Annotated in this window: 22 protein-coding genes; 7 read left to right on the forward strand and 15 right to left on the reverse strand. The window is 68.2% G+C overall.

What is annotated here, in order from left to right:
• Nucleotides 1-45 precede the first annotated feature (45 nt).
• The 3 genes from TS85_RS14680 to bfr all read left to right on the forward strand — a co-directional run bounded on the left by TS85_RS14680 (nt 46) and on the right by bfr (nt 2,141).
• On the forward strand, nt 46-1,326 hold the full coding sequence (locus tag TS85_RS14680; RefSeq protein WP_044333166.1) for a DUF418 domain-containing protein: 1,281 nt from the start codon (nt 46-48) through the stop codon (nt 1,324-1,326).
• Nucleotides 1,327-1,399: 73 nt separating this feature from the next.
• Nucleotides 1,400-1,570: a (2Fe-2S)-binding protein gene (locus TS85_RS14685; RefSeq protein WP_044333168.1), complete on the forward strand. Its 171-nt coding sequence runs from the start codon at nt 1,400-1,402 to the stop codon at nt 1,568-1,570.
• Between the two features lie 88 nt (nt 1,571-1,658).
• On the forward strand, nt 1,659-2,141 hold the full coding sequence (bfr, locus tag TS85_RS14690; protein WP_044333169.1) for a bacterioferritin: 483 nt from the start codon (nt 1,659-1,661) through the stop codon (nt 2,139-2,141).
• Between the two features lie 2 nt (nt 2,142-2,143).
• On the opposite strand, the gene TS85_RS14695 is transcribed toward bfr, so the two are convergent.
• From TS85_RS14695 to panB, 5 genes are all read right to left on the reverse strand, one after another.
• A complete protein-coding gene (locus TS85_RS14695) occupies nt 2,144-2,566 on the reverse strand; it encodes an Hpt domain-containing protein (protein ID WP_044333171.1) in 423 nt (140 codons plus the stop codon).
• Between the two features lie 90 nt (nt 2,567-2,656).
• Nucleotides 2,657-4,030: a ribosome biogenesis GTPase Der gene (der, locus tag TS85_RS14700; RefSeq protein ID WP_044333172.1), complete on the reverse strand. Its 1,374-nt coding sequence runs from the start codon at nt 4,028-4,030 to the stop codon at nt 2,657-2,659.
• Nucleotides 4,031-4,191: 161 nt separating this feature from the next.
• On the reverse strand, nt 4,192-5,514 hold the full coding sequence (locus TS85_RS14705) for a PQQ-like beta-propeller repeat protein (RefSeq protein WP_044333174.1): 1,323 nt from the start codon (nt 5,512-5,514) through the stop codon (nt 4,192-4,194).
• Nucleotides 5,511-6,221: a tetratricopeptide repeat protein gene (locus tag TS85_RS14710; RefSeq protein ID WP_044333177.1), complete on the reverse strand. Its 711-nt coding sequence runs from the start codon at nt 6,219-6,221 to the stop codon at nt 5,511-5,513. Before TS85_RS14710 ends, TS85_RS14705 begins: the two co-directional genes overlap by 4 nt.
• A 66-nt stretch (nt 6,222-6,287) precedes the next feature.
• Nucleotides 6,288-7,145 carry a 3-methyl-2-oxobutanoate hydroxymethyltransferase gene (gene panB, locus TS85_RS14715; RefSeq protein WP_044333179.1) on the reverse strand — a complete coding sequence of 286 codons (858 nt, stop codon included), beginning with the start codon at nt 7,143-7,145 and terminating at the stop codon, nt 6,288-6,290.
• A 128-nt stretch (nt 7,146-7,273) separates the two neighbouring features.
• Between panB and TS85_RS14720 the strand changes: the two genes are divergently transcribed.
• The 4 genes from TS85_RS14720 (at nt 7,274) to TS85_RS14735 (ending at nt 9,008) form a co-directional block, all read left to right on the forward strand.
• Entirely contained in the window at nt 7,274-7,690 is a 417-nt protein-coding gene (locus TS85_RS14720; protein ID WP_044333182.1) for a hypothetical protein, read from the forward strand.
• 1 nt (nt 7,691) lies between these two features.
• The gene (locus tag TS85_RS14725; protein ID WP_044333185.1) at nt 7,692-8,114 is read left to right on the forward strand and encodes a hypothetical protein; all 423 of its coding nucleotides are present in this window, start codon (nt 7,692-7,694) and stop codon (nt 8,112-8,114) included.
• Nucleotides 8,107-8,319, forward strand: coding sequence for a helix-turn-helix transcriptional regulator (locus TS85_RS14730; RefSeq protein WP_044333188.1), 213 nt, complete (start codon nt 8,107-8,109; stop codon nt 8,317-8,319). The genes TS85_RS14725 and TS85_RS14730 overlap by 8 nt, the downstream gene beginning before the upstream one ends.
• A 344-nt stretch (nt 8,320-8,663) precedes the next feature.
• Entirely contained in the window at nt 8,664-9,008 is a 345-nt protein-coding gene (locus tag TS85_RS14735; RefSeq protein WP_044333190.1) for a YdeI/OmpD-associated family protein, read from the forward strand.
• A 74-nt stretch (nt 9,009-9,082) separates the two neighbouring features.
• Here the strand turns inward: TS85_RS14735 and TS85_RS14740 are convergent, their stop codons facing one another.
• The 10 genes from TS85_RS14740 to TS85_RS14780 all read right to left on the reverse strand — a co-directional run bounded on the left by TS85_RS14740 (nt 9,083) and on the right by TS85_RS14780 (nt 14,791).
• Complete coding sequence (locus TS85_RS14740; RefSeq protein WP_052507943.1) at nt 9,083-9,715, reverse strand: TIGR02466 family protein; 633 nt, start codon at nt 9,713-9,715, stop codon at nt 9,083-9,085.
• A gap of 24 nt (nt 9,716-9,739) precedes the next feature.
• On the reverse strand, nt 9,740-10,180 hold the full coding sequence (locus tag TS85_RS14745) for a hypothetical protein (RefSeq protein WP_044333192.1): 441 nt from the start codon (nt 10,178-10,180) through the stop codon (nt 9,740-9,742).
• A gap of 67 nt (nt 10,181-10,247) precedes the next feature.
• On the reverse strand, nt 10,248-10,595 hold the full coding sequence (locus TS85_RS14750; RefSeq protein ID WP_044333194.1) for an ArsC family reductase: 348 nt from the start codon (nt 10,593-10,595) through the stop codon (nt 10,248-10,250).
• 77 nt (nt 10,596-10,672) lie between these two features.
• On the reverse strand, nt 10,673-10,867 hold the full coding sequence (locus TS85_RS25470) for an LPXTG cell wall anchor domain-containing protein (RefSeq protein ID WP_155006431.1): 195 nt from the start codon (nt 10,865-10,867) through the stop codon (nt 10,673-10,675).
• Between the two features lie 76 nt (nt 10,868-10,943).
• A complete protein-coding gene (locus TS85_RS14755) occupies nt 10,944-11,372 on the reverse strand; it encodes a GNAT family acetyltransferase (RefSeq protein ID WP_044333196.1) in 429 nt (142 codons plus the stop codon).
• A 63-nt stretch (nt 11,373-11,435) separates the two neighbouring features.
• Nucleotides 11,436-11,906: a DUF3429 domain-containing protein gene (locus tag TS85_RS14760; protein WP_044333198.1), complete on the reverse strand. Its 471-nt coding sequence runs from the start codon at nt 11,904-11,906 to the stop codon at nt 11,436-11,438.
• 9 nt (nt 11,907-11,915) lie between these two features.
• Nucleotides 11,916-12,620, reverse strand: a complete 705-nt coding sequence (locus TS85_RS14765; protein ID WP_044333200.1) for an SDR family NAD(P)-dependent oxidoreductase — start codon at nt 12,618-12,620, stop codon at nt 11,916-11,918.
• Nucleotides 12,617-13,945 carry an ABC1 kinase family protein gene (locus TS85_RS14770; protein ID WP_044333201.1) on the reverse strand — a complete coding sequence of 443 codons (1,329 nt, stop codon included), beginning with the start codon at nt 13,943-13,945 and terminating at the stop codon, nt 12,617-12,619. Before TS85_RS14770 ends, TS85_RS14765 begins: the two co-directional genes overlap by 4 nt.
• 4 nt (nt 13,946-13,949) lie before the next feature.
• A complete protein-coding gene (locus TS85_RS14775) occupies nt 13,950-14,444 on the reverse strand; it encodes a DUF427 domain-containing protein (protein WP_044333202.1) in 495 nt (164 codons plus the stop codon).
• Nucleotides 14,441-14,791 (reverse strand): thiol-disulfide oxidoreductase DCC family protein, encoded by a 351-nt coding sequence (locus TS85_RS14780; protein WP_077228853.1) that lies wholly within the window; start codon nt 14,789-14,791, stop codon nt 14,441-14,443. The genes TS85_RS14775 and TS85_RS14780 overlap by 4 nt, the downstream gene beginning before the upstream one ends.
• Nucleotides 14,792-14,806 lie beyond the last annotated feature (15 nt).

Genomic DNA, 14,806 nt, shown 5'->3' on the forward strand with positions numbered 1-14,806 from the left:
GTGGAAGCACTTCAAACCCGCGAGAATAGAGTCTAGCGTCCGCCGGTGAACCACACCGCCGACCAGCACGAACCGACGCACCACGTCGCAGCACCGGACCGGCTGGTGTCGCTCGACATCGTGCGCGGTGTCGCGGTGCTCGGCATCCTCCTGCTCAACATCGTGAACTTCGCGATGCCCGAGGCGGCCTATGTCAATCCGCGCGCCTATGGCGGCTGGCACGGCGCCGACCTCGTCGCCTATCTGATCAATTTCGTGCTGTTCGACGGCAAGATGCGCGGGCTGTTCTCGTTCCTGTTCGGCGCATCGATGCTGCTGGTGATCGATCGCGCGCACGCGGCGGGGCGCCCGGCGGCGCGCGTGCATTTCGCGCGCATGGCGTGGCTGCTGCTGTTCGGGCTCGCGCATCTGTGGCTGGTGTGGCGCGGCGACATCCTCGTCCATTATGCGCTGATCGGGATGATCGCCTTCACGCTCAGGGGGATGCGCGTCGAACGCCTGCTCGCGCTCGGCATAACGTTGGTGCTGGCCAACACGCTGTTGTTCGCGACGATGCCGCTGATGGTGTGGCAGCTTTCGCATCCTGCCGCCGATGCAGCGGAGGCGGCGCGCAACGCCGACGCGCTGCAATCGCTGGTCAGCGCCCTCGGCGTCCCGCCCCCGGCGGAGATCGCCCGCGAACTGGCGCTGTACCGCAGCGATTACGCCACGATCCTCGCCGATCGCTTCCGTAACGACCTGGCGACTCCGCTCGGCGCGCTCCTGTTCGGCGGTCCGGAGACGCTGGCCTATATGTTGTTCGGCATGGCCGGGCTGCGCAGCGGCATGCTGCGGGGGGCATGGGCGCCGGCGCGCTATCGCCGCTGGCTGCTGGTCTGCTGGGGGATCGCGCTCCCCGGCTATGTCGCGCTCGCCGCCTATCTGGTCGCCTCCGGGTTCGGCCTGTTCGCCGTCGCGCTCGCGGTGCTGACGCTTGCCGCGCCGCTGCGCCCGCTGATGATTACAGGCTGGGCGTGCCTGATCCTTCTGCTCGCGCGGCGCGGCGGCCCGCTCGCCGCGCGGCTGGCCGCGACGGGGCGGATGGCGTTCACCAATTACCTCGCGACCAGCCTGATCTGCACGACGCTCTTCTACGGCTATGGCCTTGGCTGGTTCGGGTCGCTGTCGCGCTGGCAGCTCTATCCCGTCGTCGCGCTGGTCTGGGCGGCGATGCTGCTCTGGTCGCAGCCCTGGCTCGCGCGTTTCCGATTCGGCCCGTTCGAATGGCTGTGGCGCAGCCTCGCCCGCGCCAGCCTCCAGCCGATGCGAATCGCGCCACCGCAGTAATGCGAATGCGTCGCAATACGCTTGCGAATCAATCTCAGTCGCGGTAGGTATTGCGAACGAGAGAGAGGGTCCGATGGTCGTCTGCGTTTGCAATGCAATTCGGGAGAAGGATGTCCGCCAGGCGGCACGCGGCGGGGCAACCAGCGCCTGCCAGGCCTATCGCGCGCTCGGCCTCCAGCCCAAATGCGGCCAGTGCGTTCCTTTCGCCCGCGAAATCATCAACGAGGAACGCGCGGCTGCGTGACATTATCAATTGAGAATCGGCGGATTTCTGCGGTTTTCAGCGTGCTGCTTTGCAGCTAAGATAGGCCCCTGCTATTAGGGGTTATGCCATGAAGGGCGACGCGAAGGTCCTCGAATTCCTCAACGAGGTCCTCAAGAACGAACTCACTGCGATCAACCAATATTGGTTGCACTATCGCATGCTCGACAATTGGGGCGTCAGGAAGCTCGCCGAGCTCGAGCGCCACGAATCGATCGACGAGATGAAGCACGCCGACAAGCTGGCGGAGCGCATCCTGTTCCTCGACGGCCTGCCCAATTTCCAGCTCCTCGGCCGGCTGCGCATCGGTGAGACCGTGGAGGAAATCCTCCGCGCCGATCTCGCGGTGGAAGTCGAGGCGATCGCCATCCTGCGCGACGCGATCCAGCATTGCGAAGCGGTGCGCGATTATGTCAGCCGCGACCTGTTCGCCCATATCCTCGAAAGCGAGGAAGAACATGTCGACACGCTCGAACGCCAGTTCGACATGATCGCGCGGATGGGACTCGAAAACTACATCCAGCTCAACAGCAAGGCCGAAGACGCCAGCTAAGTTCAGGCGCCCGCTGCGGCACGACGGCCAAAGGCGGGGCGGCGCGAGACCAGCGGATTGGTCTCGCGCTCGAGCAGTTCCAGCGTCGCCTCGAACAACGGGCGCAGCTGCGCGACCAGCGCCAGCGCCTGTGTCGGCGCCTCGTGCTGCTCGACACAGTCGCGCGCCAGGAATTCGATCGCTTCGGCAAGGTCGGCCAGCGGCTCTGCGCCGAACTGGAGCGCGTCGCCTTTCAGCGTGTGCGCCGGGATCACCAGCGCGGCGGCATTCTGCGCGCGCATCGCCGCTTCGATCGCCGACACCGACTTGACTCCGTCCTCGCGGAAATAGCCGAGAATGCGCGCAAAACTGGCGCCAAGCTCCGCCCGGGCCTGCGACAACGCATTCCCCTCCACCAACGGAACCCTGCCAACCGTCGCGTCCATTCCTGACTCCGAGCCTTGAGGCAGAGTCCTTTTAGGCCGCGGCTAGTAAACAGCGTATTGAGAAGCGCCGAAAAGCGCAGTGCCTAGAGCTTAATGCTTGTCGTGGTCGAACGGGTTCTTCGGCGCGCGCAGCGTCAGCCGCACCGGCACCGCGCCGAAATCGAATTCGCGGCGCAGGCTGTTGACCAGATAGCGCTGATAGCTCACCGGCAGCAGGTCGACGCGCGTCCCGAACAGGATGAAGCTCGGCGGGCGCGACTTGTTCTGCGTCACATAGCGCGGCTTGATCCGCTTGCCGCCCGGCGCGGGGGGCGGGTTCGCCTCGATCGCGCGCTCGAACCAGCGGTTGAGCTGGCCGGTGGTGATCCGCCGCGACCATGCCTCGCGCGTCTCGAACGCGACCTTCATCAGCATGTCGAGCCCCTTGCCCGTCGCCGCCGATACGGTGAGCAAAGGCACGCCCTTGACCTGCGCCAGCCCCTCGTCGAGCGCGCCCTTGACGCCGTTGAACAGCTTGGACGGGTCCTCGGCGACATCCCATTTGTTGAGCGCGATGACGAGCGCGCGGCCCTCCTGGAGCACGCGGTCGGCGATCTTGAGGTCCTGCACCTCCATGCCCCGCGTCGCGTCGAGCAGCAGCACCACGACTTCGGCAAAGTCGACGGCGTGCAGCGCATCGGCGACCGACAGCTTCTCCAGCTTCTCCTGCACCCGCGCCTTTTTGCGCATGCCCGCCGTGTCGATCAGCCGCACCGCGCGCGGCTTGCCCTCGGCGTCGGTCCAGTCCCAGTCGATCGCGATCGAATCGCGCGTGATCCCCGCCTCGGGCCCGGTGATCAGCCGATCCTGCCCCAGCAGCTTGTTGATCAGCGTCGACTTGCCCGCATTGGGACGACCGACCACCGCCAGCTTGAGCGGGGCATCGGGCGATTCGGGGTCCTCCTCGGGCTCTTCCTCGGCGTCCGGGCGATCGATATGCGGGCGCAGCGCCTCGAACAGGTCGACCAGCCCTTCGCCATGCTCGGCCGAAAACGGGATGGGATCGCCCAGCCCCAGCGCCATCGCCTCGAGGATACCCGATTCGCCCGCGCGCCCCTCGGCCTTGTTCGCCATCAGCACGACCGGGCGATCGGTGCTGCGCAGCCAGCGCGAGATTTCCTCGTCGAGCGGCGTCACGCCCGCGCGCGCGTCGATCAGGAACAACGCGACGTCCGAATCGGCCACCGCCGCCTCGGTCTGCGCGCGCATCCGCCCGGGCAGCGTCGCGGCATCGTCATCCTCATATCCGGCGGTGTCGATGATCCGGAAATCCATCCCCAGCAACGTCGCCTCGCCCTCGCGCCGGTCGCGCGTCACGCCGGGCTGGTCGTCGACCAGCGCCAGCCGCTTGCCGACCAGGCGGTTGAACAGCGTCGACTTGCCGACATTGGGGCGACCGATGATCGCGACGGTGGGATTGGGCATCAAACTCTACCTCTCCCCTCCCGGCGCGGGAGGGAGTGACGGGGCGCGCGGCATCGCACCGGGGAACTCAACCACAGGCCGCCGGAAAAAGGAACAGGCGGGGCATCGCGCCCCGCCTGTAGCCGATCCGATCATTCGGGCCCCTTGCCGGGGGCAGCGCGTCAGCGATACGCAGTCAGCATACCCTTGGCGTCGAGCACGTACAGCATGTTGCTCGCGACGACCAGCGGCAGCGTCACCGGCGCCTTGGCCTCCATCTTCGACAGCACGCTGCCGTCCTTGGGCGAGACAAAGGCGATTTCGCCGCGGGTATTGGCAAGCACCAGCCTGCCGCCCGCCAGAACCGGCCCGATCCACGCAATCGGCCCCTTGGACTTCTTGACGTTCTTGTAATGCTGGAGCTGCGCGATCCAGCGCACCTTGCCGCTGCCGCGCGACAGGCACATCAGCCGGGCGTCGTCGGTCACGACGAACAGCCATTCGCCCGCGACCCACGGGGTCGAGATGCCGGCGATATTCTGTTCCCACATGCGGTTGCCGCTGGCGATGTCCATCGCCACCATGCGCCCGCCCTGCCCGACGGCATAGACGCGGCCCTGGTCGATCACCGGCTCGGCATCGATGTCCGACAGCGAAGAGACCGAGGTCGACATGCTCGACTTGGACAGCACATCGCCCCACAGCGACCGGCCATTCTCGTAGCGATAGGCATTGAGCTCGCCCGACGAGAAGCCCGCGATGACGGTGCCCTGCGCCGACGCCGGCGCCGCGACGCCGAACACGCCCTGCGATTCGAGGCTACCCGAAACCGTCCACGCGATCTCGCCGGTTTCCTGCGTCAGTGCGAAGAGCTGGTTGTCCTGCGTCACCACATACACATTGCCGCTGGCGATCGTCGGCGATCCGCGCAACGGCCCGCCCGGGCGCTTGTGCCACAGCACCGCACCATCGGCGGCGTTCAGCGCGACGACGTCGCCCAGCCCGTTGGTGGCATAGACGCGGTCGCCCTCGACGCTGGCGCCGCCGCCGAAGCGCGCGCCCTTATTGCCCTTCTCGGTCGCGGTCTCGGCGGTCCACAGCGTCGCGCCGGTATCGGCGGCCATCGCATGGACGACGCCGCCGGTGTCGACGACGAACAGCCGGTTGTCCGAAATCACCGGCGCCGCCGCCATCCGCTCGCGCTTCGAGGGCTTGGCCACGTCCTTGGACCACACGCGCGTCAGCGTCTCGCCGAGCGCCAGATGCCCCATCGACTTGGACGCATTGCCGCCGGGCTGGCGCCAGCCGTCATTGGGCTCCGCGGCGGGCAGCAGCACCTCGATGCCCGCCACCGACTTGTCGGCCAGGATGTCGGTTTCCGACATCAGGATCGGCACGCGATCGCCCAGGACCGGGGTCTTCTTGCCCCCGCCCTTGAACACGCCGCAGCCGCTCACCAGCGCGAGCGCCGCGATCGCGGCCGTCACCCTCAACTTGTTGTTCATTGAGCCTTGGTTTCCTTCGACTGATCGATGGCGTCGACACCCAGTACGCCCGCCAGCTGAACCGCCCGTTGACGGATCGATTCGGGGATTTTCTCGCCGCCCTGGGCGATCTGGCCGTACAGCTTGCCCGCCTCGGCGGTCTTGCCGGCCTTCAGATAGGCCGCGGCGACCATTTCGCCTGCGGTGCCCAGCCAGGGCGAATTGGGATCGGTAAAGGGCTTGAGCCGCTCGATCACCTGCTCGGGCTTGAGCGTGTCGAACTCGGCGGCGGTCTGGCGGACCAGCGCCATGTCGCGATACGGCTTTTCGAAGCCCGTATCGTTCGCGACCTGGGCAAAGCGTGCCGCCGCGCCCTTGGCGTCCTTCTTCTCCAGCGCCACATTGCCCAGCGCGATCCGCGCCATCGCGGCATAGCCGTTGTTGCCGCTGGTCGCGATCTTCTCCAGCTCGGGCGCCGCCTTGTCGGGCTGGCCCTGCTCGATCATCCGCATCGCCGCGTCATAGGCCTCGCCGCGCTTGCCCGCCGCGCTGGTCGCCAGATGCTGCGAATAGAGATATCCTGCCAGCGCCAGCAGCGCGACCACCACCGCGATCGCGATCCAGCGGCCATAGCGCTGGAAAATGCGCACCGCCTGGTCGCGGCGATACTCTTCGTCGACTTCGCGCAGAAAGGCTTCGTCAGTCGTGCCGGAGGGGGGAAGCGCCAAGATCTACTCCATGGGTGTCATGCGGGGCCGCGGGGCCGGGAGAGGGAATGATTGCTCGGTAGACCTTCAATCGCGTGCCGCATAGACCTGTTCGGGGCCGGGAAAGGCCCGCGAGCGGACTTCGGCGGCATAGGTCGCAACCGCGGCGGAAATGCGGCCAGCCAGATCGTCATAGCGCTTCACGAACCGCGCATTGCGCTCGAACATCCCCAGCATGTCGTCGATCACCAATACCTGCCCGTCGCACTGCGCCGATGCGCCGATCCCGATCACCGGCACCGATACCGCCGCGGTGATTTCATCGGCCAGCGTCTCGACCACGCCCTCGGCGACGATCCCGAACGCGCCCGCCTCCGCAATCGCGCGGGCGTCGTCGATGATCTGCGCATGTTCGGCGTTGCTCCGCCCGCGCGCGGCATAGCCGCCCAGCGCGTTGACCGCCTGCGGCGTCAGCCCGACATGCCCCATCACCGGGATGCCGCGCCGGGTGAGGAATTCCACCACCGGCGCCATCGTCGCCCCGCCCTCCAGCTTGACCCCCGCCGCGCCGGTCTCGGCCAGCACGCGCGAAGCCGACGCGAACGCCGCCTCGGGGCTCGCCTCATAGCTGCCGAACGGCAGGTCGACGATCACCACCGCATGATAGGACCCGCGCACCACCGCCGCGCCATGCGCGATCATCATGTCCAGCGTGACGGGCAGCGTCGAGGGCAGCCCGTAGATCACCTGCCCCAGGCTGTCGCCGACCAGCAGCATGTCGCAATGCGCGTCGAGCAGCTGCGCCATCCGCGTGGTGTAGGCGGTCAGCATCACGATCGGCTCTTGCCCCTTGCGGTGGCGGATCGAGGGGATGGTCAGCCGCTTCATCGGCGCGGGCGTGGGCGTCGCGCGGCTGGTCGCGGTGTCGATGGTCAGATGAGACATGCGGCGGGCTTTAGCCTTGGCGGAGGCGTGGCGCCAGCGCACCCGCTCAATATGCCGTGCAAACTTGACTCCATGTTAGATATTTTTTACATCGAGTCGCATCACACTAACATTCGCGGGGATGCGGCATGTCGTTCAAGGAAAAGATCGCCTGGATTTCGCTCGTCACCACCGTCCTGGTGTGGGGCGGCTTTTACGGGTTCATGCTCGCCACCTATGGCCGCTATCCCGGCGCGGTCTATTTCACCGGCTTCTTCGCGGCGGTGACGGCGCAGGCGGTCCTCGCGGCAGGCGCGGCGATCGTCACCGCCCTGCTGGCCCCGCGCGACGCGACCGCCGCCGCCGACGAGCGCGACAAGGCGATCGCGCGCCGCGCCTATACCATCGCCTACCCGATATTGCTGGTGCTGCTGCTCGGCGTCGTCGCCAGCATCCATCTCGGCGCCAACCCGGTCCAGATGGCCTATGCCATCATCGCCGCGATCGTGGTCGCCGAGATCGTCCATTACGGCGCGCAGATCGCCGGTTACCGCCGGGGGTATTGAGATGGCGTATCGCGAAAAGCTCGCCGGCCTGAATCTGGCCGCGATGGCACTGGTCTATGCCGTCTATTTCACGCTCGTCGCGGTTCGCCCGCCGGTGGCGCGGCTGATCGACATGCTGTGGCTGTTCGGAATCATCGCGACGGCGCATGCGTTTCTGGTCGGGCTGGGCACCCTGCTGATCCGCTTTTCGGCGGGTCGGGAAGGCGCGGCCCCCCCGGACGAGCGCGACCGTGCGATTGCGCGCCGCGGTCGCAGCGTCGCCTATCCCATGCTGCTCGCGGGGATCATCCTCGTGGGGATCGTAATGCCGTTCAGCGAACCGCCCGCCGCGATCGTCAATGCCACGCTGCTCGCCATCGTTATCGCCGAACTGACGCATTACGGCACGGTCCTCACCGGCTATCGTCGGGGCTGGCATGGCTGAGCCCCGCATCACCAACCAGATCCGCACGCTGCGCTTCCTGGCAGGCGAGATGACCCAGGCCGACCTCGGCACCCGCATCGGCGTCACCCGCCAGACGATCGCCGCGATCGAAGCAGGCAAATACTCCCCCACGCTCGAAGCCGCGTTCCGGATAGCGCAGGTCTTCGGCAAGCCGCTGGAAGAGGTGTTCCAGTGGGTTGGGTAGCCGGGCGTGTTAGCGGGGGTGTCGCCTATGGCATCGGGCAAACACAAACACCGTCATCCCCGCGAAGGCGGGGATCCATTCAGCCATTCCGCTCGACCTAAAAACCGATACCGAGCACCGAATGGATCCTGACTTTCGTCAGGATGACATGGTTTTTGCCAGATGCGACCTCCCCCGTCATTTTAGGGCTACCAATGTAGGATTTCAGCTGCTCTGATCCCCGCCGGACGGCCACCGCCGCCCGCGCTCTTTGCACTGTAGATTGCCGCCGCGAACCGCGTTCTGGACTTTCCCGAATCGAGCCCGCACAATGTCGGCGCGCGCATATCTTGCTCGGAGGTCCGGTGACGACGCCTTTCCCGCACGGCACCGTCCATGAGGCCGGCGACGACCTGCAAGCGGCGCTGCGGGCGGACCTCGGCATTCTCGCCCTGTGGACCGCGCTGACGCCGCTCGGCCGCAACGAATTCATCTGCTGGGTCGAAGATGCCAGGCAACCCGCCACCCGCGCCCGGCGCATCGCCCGCACGTGCGAGGAACTGCTCGAAGGCAAGCGCCGCCCCTGTTGCTGGCCGGGCTGCATCCACCGCACCGACAAGGCGCCAAGTGCGTGGCAACAGGCGGTGCTGATCGAGGGGAAGGGCCGCAAAGGCGCCCAACCCCGCGCCACCGACCCCTCCAAACCCTAAACTTCGTAAACTTCGCCCGCGCGCCGCCGACCCTTCAGAACCCTAAACTTCGTAAACTTCGCCCGCCGCCCCGATCACCGCGCCGACAGGTTCATCGCAATCGAAATCCGGTCGCCCGCCCCCCGATGCGGCCGCACGCCGTGCCGGATCCAGGCCGGAAACAGCACCAGATCGCCGCGCGACGGCGCGATGCGGTGCTCGACCGGCTGGGGCTGCCCGTCCAGCCCCAGCACGCGAAATCCGGGCAGCGTCATCTGCGGCAGCGGGAATCGCGGGTCCTCGAGGTACAGCTCGCCGCCCTCGCCCGGCGTCGCGACATAATAGACTGCGGCCCACAGCACGCCGGGATGCGCATGGCTCATGTTGAGCGCGCCGGGGGGCGAGACATTGGCCCACATCTTGACGTCCCACGCGACGCTCGCCGAATCGCGCCCGTCGAACTGGGACATCCGCTTCGCCAGCCGCACCGCAAGGTCGGCGAGCCGGGCGGCGGCGGGCCCGCCCCAGCCGAGCATGTCGGTCTTCGAATGCCAGCCGCCGACATTGGAGCGCTCGACCCCCACGCCCTCCCCCTGCTTCGCCCGGATCGCCGCCTCCAGCGCGACGCTCAGCGGCTCGGAATCGCTGCACCGGCCATGCAGCACCATCGTCTCGAACAGCCCAAGCTGCTCGGCACGCACGCGGATCGAGTCGAAGTCGCCAGCCATGGCTGCGCGCCTAGGCGGGCGCGGTTACGAAATCCAGCCGCGCCGCGCCGCATGCCGTGCCAGCGCGATCTGCACGATGCCGATTGCGACGATGAAGAGCGGGAAGGACACCGCCGTCGCCACGCCCTTCGCCGCGATCATGTCCGTGGCGAGAAAGACATAGCCGAACTGGACGATCACCGCGGCGAGCGAAGCCCAATACAGCGCCAGCGCATGGCGCGACCGCGCTGCCAGCGCGAGCGAGCCGAGCAGCCCTGCGCCGACTGCGACGGCATAGTCATAGCTGAACCATCCGGGCAGCGCCGCAGTATAGGCCCTGTCCCAATCGGTGGCGTCGGGCGACATCGCCGCGCCATACAGCAAATGGAGATAGAAGGAGAAGCAACCCGCCAGTCCCCACAGCACCAGCAGCGCAACTGCGATCCAATACCAAAGCGACGGTGACTGTCGTGTCTCGAATGCCATGCAATCCCCCCGGTCCGATGACTTGCACCAGCCTATAGAGGGTCAAGCAGGAATGCCAGCCCGCGCTTTACAGCAGCGCCGCCGCGAACCGATCCGGCGCGAACCCGACCAGCAGCCCGCCGGGATACTCCACCACGGGCCGCTTGATCATCGACGGTTGCGCCAGCATCAGCGCGGTCGCCTTGGCCGCGTCGATCCCGGCCTTGTCGGCATCGGGCAGCTTGCGGAACGTGGTGCCGTTGCGGTTGAGCAGCGGCTCCCACCCGACCAGCGCGATCCACCGGGCGATGCGCGCGGCGTCGATCCCGGCGGTCTTGTAATCGTGAAAATCATGCGCGACGCCCTGCGCCTCGAGCCAGCCCCGCGCCTTCTTCATCGTGTCGCACGCCTTGATGCCATAGATGCAGACGGTCATTGTGCCTCCGGTCCCCTTCGCGGCGACGGTGTCTATCGCCCCGAACGCGCCGTGTCTGCCCTGCTCGGCGCCCGGCGTCAGGACGGCGGCAGATGGTCCGGAGCGCTCTTCCCGGCATCCAGATCCTGCGCGACATTCCGCTCCCGCTGGCCGTCGAGCGGATGCCGGTTGCGCCGCTTCCGCAGGAAGAACGCAAAGCCGATCGCGACCACGATCAGGCCAACGACCAGCGTCATCAGGTTGAGCGAGGAAAGAAATCCGTTGGAAGACATTGGCTTACCCTTTATCTGTCCCCGCCCGGCCATAACGGGCCGGTCACGTCGCCAGTTCCACCGGCCCTGCGCCAGGTCAGACCGCATCCCCCAGAAAGCGCCCCAGCGTCACCACCGGCTGCCGCTCCAGCCCGAGCGCGGCGTAAAAGGCGAGCGCCGCGTCATTGCCCTCGCGCACCATGAGCTGGATCTTGGGCACCCCCCGTTCGCGCAGCCAGCCCTCGGCGGCGGCCATCAGCGCGCGGCCCGTGCCGCCGCGCCGCCGCTCCGGATGGACGGCGAGATAGTACACCCAGCCGCGATGCCCGTCCGAGCCGACCATGACGCTGCCGTCGATCCCCTCGGCGAAGCGCACGACCAGCACCGCCGAACAGGGCCCGTCCACCGCCCGCGCGAAATCGGCGGCGGGATCGTTCCACGGCCGCGTCAGCCCGCACGCCTCCCACAACGCAATCACCGCCCCGGCATCGGCGGCGATGGCCTCACTGACCGGAAGTTGCGCCATAACCTTTGTCCCCCGCCCCTGATCCGCCCGGATAGCCACTGCCAGCACCGCAGGAAAGCCGCGCTAGGCTGCGGCCAGCACCCCCAGCAGGACCGTCATCGCGCCCAGCCCCACCGACAACCGCGTCCGCAGCGTCATCCAGTCGCCCGGCATCGCCACCACGCGCACCAGCCACCGGTCGACCAGCGGCGACGCCGCCAGCAGCACCCCGATCGCGACCAGATACCCCGCGGGCCAGTCCCATCCCCACAGCCAGGGCAGCAGCGCCGCCCAGCCGATCAGGCTTGGGAGCACCGCCACGACGAACAGCCACGGCGCCTCCCTCCCACTCGCCACCGCCGCGCCCCACCACGCGCCGCCGACAAAGCTGAAGATCAGCGCAGCGTAGAACAGCCCGGCGGCAGGCACGACCCAGCGCATCTCGCCGTCAATCGCAAAGAGCAGCAGCCCCAGCATCTGGGGCAGCAGCCCGGCATAGCCCAGCCAGAGCGCAGTGCGGCCCAACGGTCGAAGGGGTTCGGGAGGAGTCGTCATCCTCCCATTCTAGGCCGGAATCCGCGCCCCGTCCCACGCGAACACGCCGCCGCTGTCGCCCTCGCCCAGCCCGGCGATCACCGACAGGAGATGCCCGGCGCTCGTCTCCGGCGTGAAGAGCTTGCCCGGCGCCACGCGGCTCTGGAACGGCGCCGACAGCCCGGTATCGACCGTGCCGGGGTGCAGCCCCACTGCGATCGCCGCCGGGCGGGTGCGGCGCAGCTCGATCGCAAGGTTGGCGATCAGCATGTTGAGCGCCGCCTTCGACGCGCGATAGCTGTGCCACCCGCCCAGCCGGTTGTCGCCGATCGACCCCACCCGCGCCGACAGCGCAGCGAACACGCTCCGCCGGTCGCGGGGCAGCGCGGCGATCAGCGCCGGCCCGATCGCGTTGGCCCGAAACAGCGCGACCATCGCCTCGGCCTCGAGCGCGGCAAAGCTCTTCTCCGGCGTGAGCCCGGCGCCGTGGAGCATCCCCGTCGCGACGATCACCAGATCCGCCGGCCCCTCTGCCACGATCCCCTGCGCCGCCGCCGCGATCGAGGCCTCGTCGAGCAGGTGGAACCGGAACGGGCGCACCCCGTCCGCCAAGGAATCGCCAGCCGCGCGGCTGCCCGCGTAAATCACGCCATAGTCCCCCGACCCCACCAGCGCCGCGACCAGCGCCCGCCCGACCCCGCCGGATGCGCCCCACACCACGGCGCGGCGTGTCATGCCCCGACGTGCCGCAGCACCAGCGCCCGCAGATCAACCCGCGCCCCCAGCCGCGCCGCCAGCAGCGCAGTGCCGCTGATCTTGCGCTGGAGGAACAGCGTGTCGGTGGGCGGGATGTGCCAGATCGCGCGGTCCGATGCCGCCGACATCGCCTGTTCGCGGATCACGCCCAGAAAGCCGCGATCGGCAAAGTCGAACAGCCCCTCGCGCGCCGTCTCGGCCAGCACCACGTCGATCATCCGGTCGACCAGCGGCCCATGCCGCTCGACCGCCGCCGGGCTCATGAACCCGGCATCCAACGCCGCGCTGCGCACCGCGTCGCGATCGCCCGCAAGGCCTGCCGCGAACAGCGTACGATAGGCCGCGCTCGTCCCCGGCGCGACCGCCCGCGCCGCGCCAAAATCGAGCAGCACGACTCGCCCGGTCTCGGGCTGATACCGATAATTGGCGAAGTTGGGATCGGTCTGCATCACCCCGAACGCGAACAGCTCGTCGAGCACCAGCCCGATCAGCAGCCCGGCGAGGCGGTCGCGCTCCGCCTGCGGCGCATCCACCGCCGACTCGATCGGGCGCCCCTCGACAAAGCTCATCGCCAGCGCATTGGCCGTCGTGAAGTCGGGCGCCAGCGTCGGCACGACAAAGTCCGCGCTGTCGCCGATCAGCGTCCGATACGCCTCCATCTGCGCCCCCTCGCGCAGATAGTCGGTCTCCTCATGGAGTTGCAGCTTCGCCTCGGCGAGCAGGGGCGCAATGTCGAGTTCCTTGGGCAACAGGCCGGAGACGCGGAGCAGCGTCGCGACATTGTCGACATCCGAATCGATGCTCTCGCGCACGCCGGGATACTGGACCTTGATCGCCAGTTCGCGCCCGTCCTTTGTCCGCGCCCGGTGGACCTGCCCGATCGACGCCGCGGCGACCGGGGTCGCCTCGAAATGCGCAAACCGCGTCCGCCAGTCGCTGCCCCATTCCGCCGCGAGCACGCGCTGGAGCTGGGCGGGCGGCATATGATGCGCCCGGTCGCGCAGCCGCGCCATGATGTCGGCCAGCTCGGGCGGCAGCATCTCGCCCGAATCCATCGAGATCATCTGCCCGAGCTTCATCGCCGCGCCGCGCAAATTGGACAGCCGATCCGCCACCCGCCCGACATTGCCGGGCGTCAGCAGCATGTCGCGCATCTTGGGTCGCTCGCCATCGGCCAGCCGCCGCGCGCCCTCCGCCAGCATCCCGCCCGCGACGCCGCTCGCCAGCCGCCCGAACTGCCCCAGCCGCGACAACCGCCCGCTGGGGATCGCCCGGCCCTTGGCCCGGCTGCTCTCGTCGGTCACTGCGTCACCATCCTCTGCTTCCGGGCACACCCTTGAACGGCCCCGCCACTGCACTCGTGATCCACCCGCCGTAAAATTCGCCGGGCTGCGGCACCACGGTCTCGCCATCGACCGAGCAGCGGTCGAACGGCGCGGCATAAAAGGCGACATGATCGCGCAGGATCGCGAAGCCCGGCGTCGGGCTGGGATAGCTCCACCCGACGCGGGGCAGGACGACTCCGTCCACCAGCACGTCCCAATAGGCCGCCGCGCCCTTCCACTCACAGAACGAACTGCCCTCGGCGCGGCGCAGCACGCCGGGCGCGATGTCGTCGCGGGGGAGGTAATAGCTGGGCGGGTGGCTGGTCTCCAGCGTGCGGACCGCGCGGCGGGTGTCCGCGATAATCGTGCCACGATGCTCGATCACGATCCGCGCGGCACAGGACTGCGCAATCGCCGGGCGCGGATAGTCCCACACGCTTTCCTGCCCCGGTGCCACGGGTTCGGGCACGGGCCTCATCGCCGGTCCAGCCGCGCGACGAGCCGCTGCATCCGGGGCCGCACGCGCAGAAAGCCGCGGTACAGCCGCTCCAGCAGCGCCAGCGCCACAGGGTTGCGCGCCGCGATCCCGATCGGCCGAAGCACCGGTATCGCCCGCCACATCGCCGCGAACGCCGCCGCACCCGACAGCATCGCGCCGTCCTCACATGCATGGAAGCGCGCCAGCAACGCGCCGCGATCGATCGGGCACGCCGCACCCTCGGTATCCGCGGCATCGACGAAGCGGATCGCGCCTCGCCGGTCCAGCCGCCGCATCGCCGCAATCTCGCGACGGCACAGCGGGCAGCCTCCGTCATACCAGACAATCAGCGACACGATTCC

This window comes from Sphingomonas hengshuiensis, assembly GCF_000935025.1.
Lineage (GTDB): Bacteria > Pseudomonadota > Alphaproteobacteria > Sphingomonadales > Sphingomonadaceae > Sphingomonas > Sphingomonas hengshuiensis.

Coding starts and splice junctions, on each gene's coding strand:
- der (WP_044333172.1), bottom strand. CDS start 4,030: ATGCCCAATCCCACCGTCGCGATCATCGGTCGCCCCAATGTCGGCAAG.
- TS85_RS14775 (WP_044333202.1), bottom strand. CDS start 14,444: ATGAGGCCCGTGCCCGAACCCGTGGCACCGGGGCAGGAAAGCGTGTGG.
- TS85_RS14685 (WP_044333168.1), top strand. CDS start 1,400: ATGGTCGTCTGCGTTTGCAATGCAATTCGGGAGAAGGATGTCCGCCAG.
- panB (WP_044333179.1), bottom strand. CDS start 7,145: ATGTCTCATCTGACCATCGACACCGCGACCAGCCGCGCGACGCCCACG.
- TS85_RS14740 (WP_052507943.1), bottom strand. CDS start 9,715: ATGGCTGGCGACTTCGACTCGATCCGCGTGCGTGCCGAGCAGCTTGGG.
- bfr (WP_044333169.1), top strand. CDS start 1,659: ATGAAGGGCGACGCGAAGGTCCTCGAATTCCTCAACGAGGTCCTCAAG.
- TS85_RS14730 (WP_044333188.1), top strand. CDS start 8,107: ATGGCTGAGCCCCGCATCACCAACCAGATCCGCACGCTGCGCTTCCTG.
- TS85_RS25470 (WP_155006431.1), bottom strand. CDS start 10,867: ATGTCTTCCAACGGATTTCTTTCCTCGCTCAACCTGATGACGCTGGTC.
- TS85_RS14705 (WP_044333174.1), bottom strand. CDS start 5,514: ATGAACAACAAGTTGAGGGTGACGGCCGCGATCGCGGCGCTCGCGCTG.
- TS85_RS14755 (WP_044333196.1), bottom strand. CDS start 11,372: ATGGCGCAACTTCCGGTCAGTGAGGCCATCGCCGCCGATGCCGGGGCG.
- TS85_RS14720 (WP_044333182.1), top strand. CDS start 7,274: ATGTCGTTCAAGGAAAAGATCGCCTGGATTTCGCTCGTCACCACCGTC.
- TS85_RS14760 (WP_044333198.1), bottom strand. CDS start 11,906: ATGACGACTCCTCCCGAACCCCTTCGACCGTTGGGCCGCACTGCGCTC.
- TS85_RS14745 (WP_044333192.1), bottom strand. CDS start 10,180: ATGGCATTCGAGACACGACAGTCACCGTCGCTTTGGTATTGGATCGCA.
- TS85_RS14695 (WP_044333171.1), bottom strand. CDS start 2,566: ATGGACGCGACGGTTGGCAGGGTTCCGTTGGTGGAGGGGAATGCGTTG.
- TS85_RS14750 (WP_044333194.1), bottom strand. CDS start 10,595: ATGACCGTCTGCATCTATGGCATCAAGGCGTGCGACACGATGAAGAAG.
- TS85_RS14725 (WP_044333185.1), top strand. CDS start 7,692: ATGGCGTATCGCGAAAAGCTCGCCGGCCTGAATCTGGCCGCGATGGCA.
- TS85_RS14765 (WP_044333200.1), bottom strand. CDS start 12,620: ATGACACGCCGCGCCGTGGTGTGGGGCGCATCCGGCGGGGTCGGGCGG.